Below are 15,954 nucleotides of genomic sequence, written 5' to 3' on the forward strand. Positions count from 1 at the left end.
TCAGAAATTTTTTGAGGTAGGCTTAGGATATTTCGCAATGCTCTTTAGCACCTTCTTGCCCCATAGGCTTAACAGCGTTATTATTAGCTGACATACTATCTTCAATTGGCTCTACATAGTATGCAAAAGATTTCATTCCTATATCATTTTTAGTATGTATGGTTTCACAATAAGAATGACCGGAATTTTTACTTATAAAATAGTCGAAAGCTTTAGCTCTAGCCATTATTTCTTCGCAACTAACATCTCTATTTTTTACGCCTGCTTCATGTTTCTTGATTTGAGCAATACATTTATCGGCAAATTGCTGAGTGTTTGAAGGAAGTGGCGGCTCACCTTCTAATAGTTTAATTGATCGCTCATCCCCAAGCTTGATACCTACAGCTAAGGTTAAGTTACTTAAAAACTCATCTCGATTAACACCATAACCGTTTATGTAGCTTGATGCTAGATAAAAAGAGGTTTCTTTGACTCCTATAGTAAAATTTAAGAATAAATCCCACGCAGTATCTTCAAACCCCTTTTCTCTTATTTCTCTTGCTTCTGGATCGGTTAAATATAATTCATGTTGTTCACATTTTCTATCATCTAAATATGTCTCTCTAATTTTTTGAAAATTTCCTTTTCGAGCGTAATTTTGACTTAAACAATTATCTACTACTTGATAATCATTTTTAGAAAGGGTAGACATATTAACTCTTTTAAATCTAAATGGCATAATCATTCTCCTTATTTTTATTCAATACCTTTTGTTTTATTAGCCAGTCTTTGCATATTCGGGCTTGGTCCAGGTGCTATAGGAAATTTAAACGGTGCAGTATTTACTTCGGTACCATTTTTAATTTGTTTTACCGCATGTATGGACCTCCCCAATAATGCAAGAAAAAAATAATATTTAATAGTCAACAAGCAAATGCAGTCATGTATTCGGCTTATAATTGATAAATTACTTTAAATTTATCACTTTAAATTTATCAATTAGCCCTGATGGAATTCGCTACCTACTAACTTTTACTTATCACTTTTCCGGCTTCATTAGAGCCTGTGCGGTAATCAGTTTTTTTGTAGGTTAAGGTTTGTCTTATTTACCATCAATATTATTATCTCACGCATATTTCAGGTTGGAATATATTAGTCTCTATTTTAGAGTAATACTTATTAATATTTTATTTACTAAATTTTGTTAACTTATCAGTTACAAACTTTAGTTTCATTATAATCATTGCCGGTGCGTAATACTGCAAATACTACTCGTGCTAATTTATTCGCTATTGCAACAGTAGTTTTATTATGCCCACATCGTTCTAATAAATTAAACATCCATTTAGTAAATTTACTAAAATCTTTTTTATTTTTTTGTGCTTCAGTTGTAAACCTTAGCTTAGCATTTAATACCGCTCTTGCTCCTTGAATTAATAAAGTACGTAAATAAGTATCACCTCTCTTGCTTATACTAAGTAACCTTTCTTTACCTCCACTCGAATATTGTTTTGGTACTAAACCAAGCCAAGTTGATAATTGTCTACCATTACTAAAATTTTTTGCATTACCTATCGAAGCTATTAATGCTGTAGCAGTAATTAAACCTATACCGGGTATAGCTGTTAATCGTTTATATTCTTCTAACTCACCTGCTAGTATTTTTAATCTTTTTTCTAACTCTATTATTTTTTTATCATTATCTACAAATTCTTCTTTCAACTCGCTAAACGTTTGATAACTAAGACGGCTTAAAGTTTCACTATCTAAAATCTCTGTTAATTTACTGATAACTTTATTTATCCCTTGTGGAATAATTAAGCCAAATTCATACAATAATCCTCTAATCTCATTAGCTAGTGCAGTACGATTTCTTACTAGCCTTGCTCTTATTCTATGAATTGATAAAATATCCTGCTGCTCTACACTTTTGATTGGTACAAATCTCATATTTGGTCTCGCTACTGCTTCGCATATTGCTTCTGCATCAGCTTGGTCGTTCTTATTAGTTTTAACATATGGTTTTACAAATTGTGGTGCTATCAATTTAACCTCATGTCCTAATTTTGTTATTTCTCTTCCCCAATAATTAGCTCCGCCGCATGCCTCCATTCCTACTAAACATTTTGGTAAATTAGCTATAAAGCTTAATACTTGATCCCTAATCAATTTTTTCTTTAATATTGTCTTGCCGTTTTTATCTACTCCATGTATTTGAAAAATTCTTTTTGCAATATCTATGCCAATTGTGTTAACTTCCATTTGGACCTCCTTATTGTTGTCTAGGATTAATTTCCTATTCTAGAACTATAACTACTGTTATTGATTCTGTATATAGGGAGGTCCATTCCATTACTTTTACTGCTTCATCTGAAATTTTGCCGTTTATTTTTCCTTTTAACAAATTTTCTGCAATGCTAGAGTTCGGTTTATTTTTTACTTTTATGACTTCGTGATTTGAGTTTTTGGAGGGTTGATCTTTAATGTTTTTTGAAGTATCCTCATTTTCTACCTTAGTAGAGGAGAGAGGGGGTGGTATATTTCTTTTTGCTGTGCCTAATTCTGTTTGAGGCTCTACTTTCTTTATTATTTCTTGTAATTTTTTTAATTCCTGATAGTCAGGGTTATTCTCAATTTGTGCTTTATATTGTTTATCATATTGTTCAATATGTTTTTCTATTTTTGCTTTAGCAAAATCAGGTGACTTTTCTGCTAATTTTAAAAGTGCTTCCCTTTCCTCATCTATTTTTTTGTTAATGGGTTCAAGCCGTTTGTTTAAAGCTTTATTTCTTTCCTCTTTTCTTTGTTGATATTCCTGCTTTTCTTGTTCTAAATCTTTTTTAACATTCTCATTTAGAGGTGCTTTTAATTTTTCATCAATTTCCTTAATTCTGCGATCATCATGCTCATTAGCTTTTTTCGTATCATCCATAATATTAGACAACACATTTAGGTGGCTGTGTTTTCTCTTTTCCTCACTTTCATAAGCTAATAATGCCTCGTCCAATTCCCCTGAATTAAATAATAATAGCCCTTTACAATAGTAAACTCCGGCACAGCACTTACTTATAGCCTTTTCATATGCAAGCAACGCCATATCTTCTTTTTCTGCTAAAGATAATGCTACACCCTTACACATGTAAGCAGTTCCCATTATATCTTGATTCTCTAACTCAATCGCTTTATCAAAAGCTACAACTGCCTCTTCATATTTTCCAAGATTATACAAAGCATACCCTTGATTAAAGTAATTTGTTTCTTCTTCTGTTATATGGTTTTTCATCTCTTCACCCATTGATCACTTTTAATTATTTTTTTTAGAAAATCTATTGCCTTCCCTGGCATATCTTTTTTATTTGCTAAATAGTATAATACTTGTTTTTTATTAAAAATTGCTCCTGTAAATTTAGGTTTCAGCTCTATTGCTTTATTATAAGCCTCAAGTGCTTCATCATATTTTCTAAGATGAAATAAAGCGTTTCCTTTATTACTGTAACTTTCTGCATAATCTTCCTTCAAGCTTATTGCTTTATCATATAATTTAATTGCTTCCTTATTTTTACCTAATGATTGTAATACATTCCCTTTACCATCATAAGCTTCAGCATAATCCGGCTTTAGCTCAACCGCTTTTTCATATGCTATTAATGCTTCTTCGTTCTTTTCTAGTGAATGTAACGCATTCCCCTTATTATAGTAGTACATGGCATGCGGTTTTAAACCTATCGCTTCATCAAAAACTATAATCGCCTCTTCATATCTTCCTGAATTATATAATTCATTCCCTTGTACATTATAATATTCTGCATTTTGTTTTTGCTTAATTGCTGATTCTAAAAATGCAATTGTTTTATCGTATGCATCTATTGCTTCCCTTTTTATAGATTCTTCTTTCTCTTTTAATGTTTCAGCATTTTCTGAATCCAGCTTTAATGCTTCCATAAACGTACTTATTCCTTCTTTGTATGTTTTAAGATTAAATATACTTTCCCCTCCTTTCCCAATAACTTCTGAATGAATTTTTTTCTTTGCTATTAGTTTACTACACATTTCCACAGCTATTTTGTATTGATCCGTGTCAGCTATTACATTCCTTTTTTCTTTCATAAAAAAACTCATAATTTATAAACTTATAGTTTTATGCTATTTGCTTATTTTTCAATATTTGTTGCCAAAAAATTAATTAATAAAACTATACCATTCTTAAATTACCTTCTCAAAATAGATTATTTAAAGTAGTAGTGTATTATACTATTACTAGTAACAATTATACACGTATGGGACTTTTCTTAATTTTTTAATCTCGATTTTTTTAGAAGTGAAAGGAATAAAATCTATTAGCTGTAATTATGTTGCTATTTAAATATTATTTGTTCATACGTAATTTTAACTTCCTAAGATAGAAAATAAATAAATTAAGTTGAAATAATAATAAATTATATTACTATAGGTTATTTATATCAGTAGCCGTTAAAAATATGCTTAATCAAATAAATATTTTATATCCGATATTATTTGCCGCTCTTATTGCCACAATTGTAATTCTTATTATTCAATTGTTGCATTACAAGAAAAAAATAGTAGAGAATGACTTGAGAATAATCCAATTTTATTTAGACAAAAAATTTCTTGATAATAAACTTACTAAAAACTTCGAGCTTCAAAATTCACAAAAATATCCTGATTCTTTTTTTGAAGACATTAAATTTTATTTTAAATTAGATGATGCGAGAATAATATCGATTCAAGACCTAGAGGAAGATAAAGAACTAAGTTTTTTATTTAAAGAGAAATTAGATTCTTCTATTGCCGCCTTTTTATCTGAACCGCAAAGAAATATAGCGGCTTTATACAAAGTTTTAGATAGGAAATTAAGTACTGAACCTGCTTATGTTCACAGGTTGTATGTATTTTTACCGCATGAAAAAATAAATCAAAAAGACCAAAAGACCCTTATTTATGCAAAGATTCCATATATTTTTAACAAAGACGAACTTGAAACTTTAGATATTTACATGCATCTTGTTAAAAGATTTTCTGAAAAAACGTAATTTTAAAATATGAGCTACATGATAGTTACATAATACGCTAACCCTGAACAACAAACCCATTATCTCATGGAAAAACTGCCATCGTAGCAGCCTCGACCTTCCAGCCTTCAAAACTGAATATCCTGAACTTTACGGGCTATTTCTCAAAGAAACGACTAGTAGATTTAGATTAAGCTAACCCCACTGAAATTTTATAATAATATTCCCTAGTTATTACTTCGCTTTTTAACGCCACTTTTTAACGTTATATTTTAATTTGTTAATCTTTTTTTATTTGACTTGTTACCGATATACTTGTAATTATTTTAGCAACTATAAAGGTTAACTCATGGTTAACAGATTTTAATAAACACAAGCTAAAGAGGTAATTATGTTTGTACGGAAAGGATTAACGAAAAAATCAGATGAAGAATTAACTAAAACGCCAAAGGAATTATTAATAGATTTTTTAGAGAAAAAAAGTTTTACTTCCTGCGTTGATAGCTTAAGAAATAACAATACTATTCTTGAACTTACATATAGGAATATAGGAGATGAGGGAGCAAAGGTACTTGCGGAAGAATTAAAAAACAATACTGTTCTTACTAGACTTATACTTTATCATAATGAAATAAAAACTGAAGGAGCAAAAGCAATTGGGGAAGCTTTAAAGATAAACAAGGCTTTAAAATTTCTTGAATTAAGGGATAATCAAATAGGAGATGAAGGAGCAAAAGCAATTGGGGAAGCTTTAAAAAGTAATTCTACTTTGCGGTATCTTAACCTTTATAGTAGTCAAATAGGAGATGAAGGGGCAAAAATAATTGGGGAAGCTTTAAAAAGTAATTCTATTTTGCGAAATGTTATTCTTAGCGACAATCAAATAGGAGACGAAGGGGCAAAAGTATTCGGAGAAGTGTTGAAAGGTAATTCTACTTTGCAGTATCTTGACCTTGGCATTGGTAGAATAGGAATTGAAGGAGAACAGTATTTGATAGAACCTCTTAAAAATAATACTTCTATTATAGGACTTAATTTTAGCTATCGTATAGAAGATGAAAGAGCAAAAATAATTAAAGAATATTTACAAAGAAATAAAAATTTAGCATTTGATAAAGTATTTTTAGCAATAAGAGAAAATAGGCTACAAGATGCAGAAAATTTAGCTAAAGGACATGGACTTCCAATTAGAGAAGTCGATAATAAAGGTAATACACTGTTGCATTATGCAGCAGAGAAAGGCATGGAGTCAGTATGTGATATATTTATCTCAAAACTATACCTAGGTGATCCAGATAATCCCCCTAATGTTTTTGATGTTACCAATGAAAAAAAAGAAACTATATTAATTTCTGCTGTCATAGGAGGTTTACCAAAAATATGTGAGTTGTTGATTCTTTGGATGGATTCACGGCAGATTAGTCGTGCTACCGATACCAATGAAACAGCATTAACTTTAGCTGCTAGTAAAGGCTTAGAAAAGGTTTGTGAACTATTAATACCCAAAATGACCGAGCAGGCTATTAATCAGGTTACTAATAACGGCAATACGGCTTTAAGTTTAGCTCAACAAAAAGGTTTTAAAAATATATGCGATTTATTGGAATTAAAAATAAATAAAGAATCTAGTATAATCACATTTATAGTAAAAGAAATAATTTATGACAAGTCGCTTTTGAATCACCCGGAATTACTAGGGGCTGCTATGGAAAAATTTAGCTTAAAGGAAATAGGCGAGCGGATTGATGAATTAAGCCCGCGTTTAATAGATGTAGCAATTAATAGTGAAGACGGCGAGCTTATTATATTAGGTGGTTTGATGAGTTTAGACAATAGCGCAGCACCTGGGAGCTAGTTTATATTAGAAGTACAAAAGAGAAAGGGGCAATTTGTCCCTCCTGTAACTAGGTTTTTGTTACTAGGTTTATTAGTAAGAGACTTTTAAATTACCGATATAATAAGGCTTTGTTAGGACATCAATCAACTTCAACCTATACTGATTTAGGGTTCGCATTGCGTACCACGCTCCCCGCCGGTTCCTACTGGGGTTTTGGGAGTTTATAGGATTCTTCGGAAAATTCATATTAACTATAACTAAAGGTAGAAAATTCTCATTAGATATTCTGCATATCGGTAACCCCAAACTTCCCGCGATAATGTTAATTTAATTTCTAAAATTTACAGCTCCCTTAGTGGATCAAATAAAGTGTTATATAATTTTTATATGTAATAAATATTTGAGACCATTATGATCAGGAAATATTTGAAGAATATTTTTAAAGACCAAAACCGTAAATCACAATCTTTTATTGAGTTTAATAATATAGCCTATAGTGATTTGCGAGAAATCAAAGTCGGTATAGATGCTTATCGAAAAAACGTCATAGTTTATAGATGCGTTAATTTAATAGCTCAATCGGCGGGGCATGTACCTTGGAAGTTAATGAGAAATAACAACGGTAATAATGAAGTAATTGCCGATCATCCGTTATATCATTTATTAAAAAGACCAAATCCGGAAAAAGCCGGAGCCGATTTTTTTAGTGAATTAATAGCCGGTAAATTATTATTCGGTAACAGCTATATTTTATCAACAACAGACACAAAGCCGCCGGAGATTTATTTACTTCATGCAACGGCTACGGAAGTGGTGTTAGAGCAGAATCAGGCAATTGCTTATAGATATAAGAGTAGCAACGGCGAAAAAATTTACCCTATTAATCCTATTAATAAAATGAGTAGGGTATTACATCTGAAAAACTACCACCCGACTAACTGGCATTATGGATTATCAGCTTTAGATGCTGCTTCTTTGCCGATCGATCTGCATCAACAAGCCACCTATTGGAATAATGCTTTACTGCGGAACGGCGCGCGTCCTAGCGGTGCATTGATAGTGAAAGACGGTAACGGTTATCTTAGCGATGAACAATTTGAAAGGCTGCAAGCGCAATTAGTCGATAAATTCACCGGTAGTAATAACTCCGGCAAACCCTTATTGTTAGAGGGAGGATTAGGGTGGCAAGAGATGAGTATTAACCCCAAAGACATGGATTTTATTGAATCAAAAAATTCAGCAGCAAGGGAGATAGCTTTAGCCTTCGGCGTACCGCCTCAATTACTCGGTATTAACGGCGACAATACTTATAGCAATATGCAAGAAGCACGGCTTGCTCTATGGGAGGAAACGTTAATTCCTTTACTTGATAAGCTAGCGGATGCTTTAAGTAATTGGTTTTCACATCTATATCAAGAGGAGATTGTTATCGATCTTGATCGCGATAATATCTCGGCATTAACCGAAAAACGAGAAAATTTATGGGCTAAAATAGCCGGTGCCGATTTCATGACGTTAAATGAGAAAAGGGCTTTTGTCGGGCTTAAACCTGTTGCCGGCGGCGATAATTTATGACTAAAGATATAATAGATACTATAGATAGCCTATATAATTTTATTGCTAAGCTTATTATTTTACTAGAAGACGAGCTTACTGTGCTGACCTTGCAAAGAAACGAGAATAATATAGTAGCTACGAAAAATATTGCCGAAACCCTGAATAAATTAGTAAATTTGATTGCTCAATTAAATAAGCTTTCTAATTTGACGCCGACTTCTACGGAAATAGGTGAAAAGGACAAAATAATTATTGATAATTTTTTAAAAAATTATCAGACTAAGATGTTGTTTTAAGTAAAATGTCATTCTAGCTAAAGGCGGGAATCTAGAAAAATATACAAAAAAGTCATCCTGAATTTATTTCAGGATCTACTAAAAAAAGATGCGGCAAACTTGTTCAGCATGACAATAAAAAAGCCGGATACCGTGATCAAGTCACGGTATGACACCATACTTGTAATAACCGTTCTTAACCAAAACCTTACGCAATAATATTACCGAAGCGATTAATATTATTAATAAGCTTATAAAAAAACACAGTGTTATAGGTAATGACTTAAAATTTTGCCATAATAACATACTAAAAAACGGCGTGGCAGAAGATAAAATTATACCCCCCAAAGAGTGGGATAAGCTATACATTCGCACTTTGCTTGTCGTAATAAATAATGATTGGATAATAATTTGTAACGGTACGGCATAGAATGCCGCTAGCCCTATAAGAATTACGGGACAGTAAATTATAAATATTTGATTATATAATAAAATTTGCATAATTAATGCGGTTCCAAGGCTCAAAGTCAAAGAAACTATAATTTGTTTTAAAGGGTTTATTTTGTCGGCGAGCAAACCGGAAAATATTGCAGCAATTGCGTAGGTAATAATTAAAATTATATTCATAGTTTGAGCTTGATTATGCTCAATGGTGCAAGCTATTTTTGATAAAAAGACTCCTAAAAAAATTACTAAAAAATGATAAACGCCGCCGATAGATCCGTTGATAAGCATAGCTATAATAAATTTTAGTTTGATATTTTGTAAGATTTGCCACAAGCCGTTATCATCTTTATTAGGATGTTTTTTTCGGTAATATAAAAATTCTTCGCTCTCCTTAAAAAATTTTCTCATTAAAATAGCAAGCATGCCAAAAATTCCGCCGACGAGAAAATTTAATCGCCATAAATATTCGGACGCGTTAAAGTTACTAGCATAATAATACATTATAGCGGCAAGTAACGCGCCGACTTGACTACAACTAACAACTAGCCCGTTAGTTAGATTTTTGCGGTTGCTGCCGGCTTTTTCAGCTACATAAATTTTTATGGCATCGACTTCACCGGCAAGGCTCATTAAAAAAACCATTCGGCAGAATATCAATATGATAACGGCAAAGTTGCCGATTTGTGCGAAGCTAGGAGTGATAGCGATTAGACTTGTTGAAATAGTAGCGACAATTACTGAGATTTTAACCGATTTAGTACGACCGTATTTATCTCCTATAAAACCGAATATTAACGAGCCTATCGGTCTTGCTACAACCGAACCTCCGAGTATCGCAAAGAAGCCGAGTATTTGCACATCATGCTCTAGAGGCGGTAAAAAATTCTTAGCTAAGATACTAGCCGAAAGACCGAATAAAGCATAATCATAATAACGAATGATCGTTATAAAAAAGGCAATTAAAAAAGCCGAATGTTGCATATAGTTATAATTCAGAGTATAATTAGTTTTATTAGTCTCGTAAGGCATTATTGCGTGGATACCCCAAACGTCATTGCGAGCGACTAAAGGCTTTGTTGCAGGGTTCAAATTTTTGATGTCATTCCCGCGAAAGCTAGAATGACACCGAGAGCGTTTTTAACCATTCATGCAACAAAGCCCCGCCTTTAGCTAGAATGACATCGATAATGTAACAACTCTTCATTCTAATATATAATTATAACAGTAATAGGAAATATTTATGAATTGTTTTTTTAAATTAATAAAATATTCGGCTTATGCTTTTCTATATTTAGCGGTTACCATTATAGTAGCCTATATTGTTTTTGCTGAAGGCATAACTGATGACGGGCAATGTCATGCTATGGAGCGACCTTTACTTATTCATTATATTTTAGCATTTATTATTACGGGATTGCCGATGCTTGCACTCATATATTGTAAAAACAAAAAATTAAAAAAAGATAAATAACAAATCATGATCGGTAAGTTAAGCGGTAAAATAGATTCTTGTTACGATGATTATATTATAATCGACGTGAACGGGGTAGGGTACTTAGTATACGCTTCCGGTAAAACTTTGCGTAAATTGCCGGAAGGAGAATTTTGTCGATTATTTATCGAAACCCATGTCAGAGAGGATCATATTCATCTCTACGGATTTTTATCTTTAGAAGAAAAAGCCTTTTTTAATTTATTACAATCGGTTAGCGGTATCGGTACCAGAATGGCTTTGTCTATTTTGTCTAGCTTGACGCCGCTAGAGATTCAACTAGCCGTAAATCAGGCGGATAAGAACAGTTTCAAAGCCGTTTCAGGGGTAGGAACAAAACTTGCCGAAAGGATAATTATGGAGTTGAAGGATAAAGTTTTAATAGGAACCGGCTCTAACGCCGCAATTAAAAGCGATTTAAATTTAGGCGGTATTAGCCCGGTTGCTAGCTCTGAAGTGATAAAGGCTTTAAGCAATCTCGGCTTTAATAGATTTGAAGCTCAAAATGTCGTGCAGGAACTTATTGCAAAAAATCCGGAAATCTCTATTAATGAATTAATTAAACTTGCCTTAAAAAATCGTGGTTCTAATGTCTGAAAAGGTTTCTGACAATATTTTATCGGCTGAAGAAAATTACAATGATCAACAAAATGATCAAGAATTTTCTTTAAGACCTTCCTATTTACAGGAATTTGTCGGACAGCAACAAATTAAAGAAAATTTATCAATTTTTATTAAAGCTGCTAAAGCAAGATCGGAACATTTAGACCATACATTATTTTACGGTCCTCCCGGTCTTGGTAAAACTACCTTGGCAAAAATTGTCTCCAACGAGATTGGCGGGAATTTTAAATCAACTTCCGGACCGGCAATATTAAAAGCTGCCGATCTTGCGGCAATTCTAACTAATTTAGAAAAAAATGATGTATTATTTATTGATGAAATTCATCGTCTTAACACTTCGGTTGAAGAAGTTTTATATCCGGCAATGGAAGATTTTGTCTTAGATATTATTATCGGTGAAGGACCGGCGGCTAGATCGGTAAAAATAAACTTACCGCCCTTTACCCTGATCGGTGCAACTACTAGGCTCGGATTATTAAGCAACCCTCTAAGAGATCGATTCGGTATCCCGTTGCGTTTAAATTTCTATAATATAGATGAGTTAAAATCAATATTAAATCGGGCAAGTAAATTACTTATAATTAATTTAACCGATTGCGGTTCCGAAGAAATAGCTAAAAGAAGTAGAGGAACGGCAAGAATTGCTCTAAGACTCGTTAAACGGATAAGAGACTTTGCCGCCGTTGAAGGCAAGCTAGAAATTGATAAAATTGTTGCAAACTCGGCATTAAACCGTTTGGAAGTTGATAGTATCGGGCTTGATAGTAACGACGATCGATACTTAAAATTTATTGCCGATAATTACGGCGGCGGTCCCGTCGGGATTGAGACAATTGCCGCAGCTTTGTCGGAACAACGTGATGCACTGGAAGAAACTATCGAGCCGTATTTAATTCAAATAGGATTTTTGCAGCGTACCCCTAGGGGAAGGGTAATAACGCTTAATGCTTTCCGGCATTTAGGATTACCGGCTCCGACTCGCAGCAATAGTGACAATAATAGTCAATATAACATTTTCAATGAAAATATTAACGAAGGATAAAATTTTGTCGTCAGTAAAAATATCAAATCAGGATTATAGTGCTACCAAAGTCATAAAAAGGCTACTTAAAAATTTTATTAAGCCTTATTCTAAAAAAATATTTCTGGCAATATTTTTTATGATTGTCTCGGCTATTTGTTCGGCAAATATTGTTAAATCTGTTCAGCCGATCATCGATCAAATATTTCTAACGCACGATAAGAAGATGCTTTTATTAATGCCTTTTATGATTACCTCAATGTTTTTTATAAAAGGAGTTTCAGAATATTATCAGAATTACTTAGTTAAATATATCGGACAATGTATTCTAACCGATTTGCAAATGAAGATGTATGAACATTTATTGTGTGCCGATATTTCTTTTATCCAGTCGCAATCATCGGCAAGGATAATATCACGCTTTACAAATGATATTACTATGATGCGTGGAGCAGTTTCAAATCTGCTTGTCGGCTGCGCTAAATATTTTTTTACCGTATTATTTTTAATAATAGTAATGTTTAAGTTAGAGCCGGTAATATCTTGCGTAACTTTTTTTGTTTTCCCTCTTGCTATTTATCCGGTGCAAAAATTAGGTAGAAGAATACGAAAAATATCGACGCAGTCACAAGAAGAGCTAGGGCATTATACTTCACGCCTTGATGAGACATTTCAATCGATTAAGATCGTAAAGTCTTTTGTCGGTGAGAAAATAGAAAGTAATAGAGCATTATTAATCGTCAATAATATTTTAAGCTTCTATAAAAAGACTTCAAAATTAGATGCTTTAGTTTCACCTATTATGGAGACGTTAAGCGGGATTGCTATCGGCGGTATTATATGGTATGGGGGCAGTTTAGTAATGGAGGGTAAAACTACCCCGGGTGCGTTATTTGCTTTTTTAACAGCTTTTGCTACGGCTTATAGACCTTTCAAAAGTTTAGTCTCGTTAAATGTTAATTTACAAGAAGGAATAGCTGCCGCAAAAAGGGTTTTTACTATTTTAGATACCGAGCCGGTTATAAAAGATCACGCAAATGCTTTACATGTCGATTTTACTAATGCGAAAATAGCTTTTAAAGAAGTTGGATTAAATTTTCAAAGTAAAGTAGCTATAAAATTAGTTGATTTAAAACTAACTCCTAATAAAATTATTGCCTTTGTCGGGCGTTCGGGAAGTGGAAAAACCTCTCTTAGTAATTTGCTAGTTAGGTTTTATGATCCAAGCGAAGGGACAATTTTAATTAATGATCATGATATTAAAGATATTAAAATTGCTTCGCTCCGAAAGCAAATTTCGTTGGTAACGCAAGATACCCATTTATTTGATACTAGTGTTGCCGAAAATATTGCTTACGGTAATATACATGCTACTAGGGAGCAAATAATTACCGCAGCAAAATATGCGGATGCCGATGAGTTTATTATGCGTTTGCCTGATGGCTATGATACCGTAATAGGCACGCAAGGGACGACTCTTTCCGGTGGACAACGTCAACGCTTATCGATAGCGAGAGCATTTTTAAAAAACTCTCCTATTTTAATTTGGGATGAGGCTACGAGTTCTTTAGACCAAAATTCCGAGCAAAAAATTATAGAATCATTAAAAAAACTTCGTCAAGGAAAAACTACTTTGATTATTACCCACCGCTTAGCAAGTATTACCGATGTTGACCATATAATTGTTATGAAAGCCGGCAGTATCTGCGAACAAGGTACCCATGCCCAATTGCTCGCAAATAAAGAGGAATATTACAAACTATATAATAAAGAACTGAAAGAAGGTAGTTGATACCCATGTTATTACAAATTCGGTGTCATGCCGTGGCTTGACCACGGCATCCAGAAAAAATCTTAGTAAAAAAGCTGGATACCGTGGTCAAGCCACGGTATGACACCGAGAGCTTTTTTTGATCCACACCACAATATCCTATCTACCCACCGAACTGTTCCTTAATAATTCGATCTTCCAGCGTGTGGTTTTTATTAAAAAGTAATTTAATAGCTTTGTCTTTTACTGATTTAATAGTCACCGATTTTATATTGTTAAATTCTTGGAAGTCTGCCGCTGCATTTATCGGTCTTTTATTCACTTCAAGTATTTCAAATTTGATGGAAGTAGAGGAGGGCAGTAACGCTCCGTGCCATCTTCGCGGTCTAAATGCACAGATAGGAGTTAAGCATAATACGTTTGACTCTAGCGGTAGAATAGGTCCACCTGCGGAAAGATTGTAGGCACTACTACCGGCAGGAGTGGCAACTATAGCCCCGTCGGCTATTAATTCACTCATCCGCTCAATTTGATTAACTTCAATTCTAAACTTGGCGGCTTGATTGGTTTTCCGAAATATTGAAACTTCATTTATCGCAAGAGCATGATGGCTATTGCCGTTAACATCTTCCGCGTGCATTGAAAGGGGATTTAAATAAGCAATCATACTTTCATGTAAATTTTCTAATAATTGCTCATTATTCACGGGGTTCATTAAAAAACCTAAACTGCCTAAATTAATACCGTAAAAAGGTAGATTAAGATTCATATAGCGATGAATTGCATGTAACAATTCGCCGTCTCCTCCTATTACGATAATCGCTTCAGCTTCTTCCGGCATACTAAAAGAAAAAAGTTTTTTAAGCTGCTCGGCAAGTGCAACGGATTTAGTAGTTTGTTTATAAACCACCGCTATTTTATTTATGTTCACTATACCTCTCTTAACTTTAAGTTTTGATGTCATTCCCGCACTCTATGTCATTCTCACGAAAGTGTTGTCGTGTGGATCGTATTTTGATGCCATTCCCGCGTAGGCGGGAATCTAGAAAAAAAATAGTCATCCTGAATTTATTTCAGGATCTATTAATGAGATGCTGAACCAAGTTCAGCATGACAAAGAAAAGTCTAGATTCCCGTTTTTACGGGAATGACATAGAACATGCTTAACCTATCCACGCAATAATGCCGTAGCTAGAAATGACCTCGCTGCAATTTTTGCCATGCTAAATATAATATATGATTAACTACTAAAATAATAAAACAAGACGCAGCGACATCGCTAAGAAAATGCCCGCCCATTAATATACGACTAAAGCCGACTAATGAACCGAAGAGTAGGGCGGTAATGTAAACCCATGAAAAATATATAGGCGGTAAAATATAAGCAAAGCTAGTGAAATAGTAACCCATCGCTGCATGACCGGAACAAAATGAGCAATTACGATCACATTGATCGGTTATTAACATAGCTCTAGTAAAATCTTTTTTGCCGCCGAAATTTTCTATTTGCGTTGGACGCGCTCTGCCGAAATTTTCTTTTAAGCCGTAATTAACTATTAGCCCCGGACCGATAGCCGCCGTAATAATGATATAAAAACTCCATGACAAAAAAATAGATTTTAATTTTTTATATTTAATAAAACCAAAAAATGCCCAAAATAAAGATATTATAATTAAAGCTTTTGTTAGTATCGGTATGGATAGAAATAAAAACCTCACTATATCGGTATTCTTATAAATAAAGCCGTTATTATTGTGATAAAAAAATGTGGAAAAATCTAGGTCTAGTGTAGGAAATAAAGTAAGTATAACTAAAATAGTTCCTGATATAAACATACTTATATAAACTAAACAATTATTAATCATAGACGATAGAACAAGAATAAGTTATAAGATAAGATTATAATAACTATAGAAATTA

The 15,954-nt window shown here is 33.3% G+C and carries 16 protein-coding genes; 8 read left to right on the plus strand and 8 right to left on the minus strand.

The annotated features are described in order from the left end of the window. Positions 1 to 22: 22 nt before the first annotated feature. The 5 genes from AAGD64_RS05380 to AAGD64_RS05400 all read right to left on the minus strand — a co-directional run bounded on the left by AAGD64_RS05380 (position 23) and on the right by AAGD64_RS05400 (position 4,086). The gene (locus AAGD64_RS05380; protein ID WP_341792648.1) at positions 23 to 718 is read right to left on the minus strand and encodes a hypothetical protein; all 696 of its coding nucleotides are present in this window, start codon (positions 716 to 718) and stop codon (positions 23 to 25) included. Between the two features lie 17 nt (positions 719 to 735). After that, complete coding sequence (locus tag AAGD64_RS05385) at positions 736 to 873, minus strand: hypothetical protein (RefSeq protein ID WP_341792649.1); 138 nt, start codon at positions 871 to 873, stop codon at positions 736 to 738. Positions 874 to 1,191: 318 nt separating this feature from the next. Then, a complete protein-coding gene (locus tag AAGD64_RS05390; protein WP_341792650.1) occupies positions 1,192 to 2,241 on the minus strand; it encodes an IS110 family transposase in 1,050 nt (349 codons plus the stop codon). Positions 2,242 to 2,275: 34 nt separating this feature from the next. Then, positions 2,276 to 3,274, minus strand: a complete 999-nt coding sequence (locus AAGD64_RS05395) for a tetratricopeptide repeat protein (protein ID WP_341792651.1) — start codon at positions 3,272 to 3,274, stop codon at positions 2,276 to 2,278. Next, complete coding sequence (locus AAGD64_RS05400) at positions 3,259 to 4,086, minus strand: tetratricopeptide repeat protein (RefSeq protein WP_341792652.1); 828 nt, start codon at positions 4,084 to 4,086, stop codon at positions 3,259 to 3,261. The genes AAGD64_RS05395 and AAGD64_RS05400 overlap by 16 nt, the downstream gene beginning before the upstream one ends. 371 nt (positions 4,087 to 4,457) lie before the next feature. Between AAGD64_RS05400 and AAGD64_RS05405 the strand changes: the two genes are divergently transcribed. The 4 genes from AAGD64_RS05405 to AAGD64_RS05420 all read left to right on the plus strand — a co-directional run bounded on the left by AAGD64_RS05405 (position 4,458) and on the right by AAGD64_RS05420 (position 8,699). Next, positions 4,458 to 5,030: a hypothetical protein gene (locus tag AAGD64_RS05405; protein WP_341792653.1), complete on the plus strand. Its 573-nt coding sequence runs from the start codon at positions 4,458 to 4,460 to the stop codon at positions 5,028 to 5,030. 370 nt (positions 5,031 to 5,400) lie between these two features. Beyond that, a complete protein-coding gene (locus tag AAGD64_RS05410) occupies positions 5,401 to 6,864 on the plus strand; it encodes an ankyrin repeat domain-containing protein (protein ID WP_341792654.1) in 1,464 nt (487 codons plus the stop codon). Positions 6,865 to 7,257: 393 nt separating this feature from the next. Next, positions 7,258 to 8,421, plus strand: coding sequence for a phage portal protein (locus tag AAGD64_RS05415; protein WP_410526064.1), 1,164 nt, complete (start codon positions 7,258 to 7,260; stop codon positions 8,419 to 8,421). Continuing rightward, positions 8,418 to 8,699, plus strand: a complete 282-nt coding sequence (locus AAGD64_RS05420; protein WP_253307654.1) for a hypothetical protein — start codon at positions 8,418 to 8,420, stop codon at positions 8,697 to 8,699. Before AAGD64_RS05415 ends, AAGD64_RS05420 begins: the two co-directional genes overlap by 4 nt. A 141-nt stretch (positions 8,700 to 8,840) precedes the next feature. On the opposite strand, the gene AAGD64_RS05425 is transcribed toward AAGD64_RS05420, so the two are convergent. Further along, positions 8,841 to 10,106 (minus strand): MFS transporter, encoded by a 1,266-nt coding sequence (locus AAGD64_RS05425; RefSeq protein ID WP_341794165.1) that lies wholly within the window; start codon positions 10,104 to 10,106, stop codon positions 8,841 to 8,843. Positions 10,107 to 10,365: 259 nt separating this feature from the next. Between AAGD64_RS05425 and AAGD64_RS05430 the strand changes: the two genes are divergently transcribed. From AAGD64_RS05430 to AAGD64_RS05445, 4 genes are read left to right on the plus strand one after another with little or no spacing between them, the layout of a single operon-like run. Continuing rightward, a complete protein-coding gene (locus AAGD64_RS05430) occupies positions 10,366 to 10,596 on the plus strand; it encodes a Holliday junction ATP-dependent DNA helicase RuvA (RefSeq protein ID WP_253307653.1) in 231 nt (76 codons plus the stop codon). A gap of 6 nt (positions 10,597 to 10,602) precedes the next feature. After that, positions 10,603 to 11,214 carry a Holliday junction branch migration protein RuvA gene (gene ruvA / locus AAGD64_RS05435; RefSeq protein ID WP_341792656.1) on the plus strand — a complete coding sequence of 204 codons (612 nt, stop codon included), beginning with the start codon at positions 10,603 to 10,605 and terminating at the stop codon, positions 11,212 to 11,214. After that, entirely contained in the window at positions 11,207 to 12,283 is a 1,077-nt protein-coding gene (ruvB, locus tag AAGD64_RS05440) for a Holliday junction branch migration DNA helicase RuvB (RefSeq protein WP_341792657.1), read from the plus strand. Before ruvA ends, ruvB begins: the two co-directional genes overlap by 8 nt. Continuing rightward, positions 12,261 to 14,054 (plus strand): ABC transporter ATP-binding protein, encoded by a 1,794-nt coding sequence (locus tag AAGD64_RS05445; protein WP_341792658.1) that lies wholly within the window; start codon positions 12,261 to 12,263, stop codon positions 14,052 to 14,054. Before ruvB ends, AAGD64_RS05445 begins: the two co-directional genes overlap by 23 nt. 142 nt (positions 14,055 to 14,196) lie before the next feature. Here AAGD64_RS05445 and AAGD64_RS05450 read toward each other — a convergent pair whose 3' ends face one another. Further along, positions 14,197 to 14,964, minus strand: coding sequence for an NAD kinase (locus tag AAGD64_RS05450; protein ID WP_253307648.1), 768 nt, complete (start codon positions 14,962 to 14,964; stop codon positions 14,197 to 14,199). A gap of 260 nt (positions 14,965 to 15,224) precedes the next feature. After that, a complete protein-coding gene (locus tag AAGD64_RS05455; RefSeq protein ID WP_341792659.1) occupies positions 15,225 to 15,869 on the minus strand; it encodes a phosphatase PAP2 family protein in 645 nt (214 codons plus the stop codon). Positions 15,870 to 15,954: the final 85 nt, after the last annotated feature.

The organism is Rickettsia endosymbiont of Ceutorhynchus obstrictus, assembly GCF_964026565.1.
In the GTDB taxonomy this organism is placed as follows: domain Bacteria; phylum Pseudomonadota; class Alphaproteobacteria; order Rickettsiales; family Rickettsiaceae; genus Rickettsia.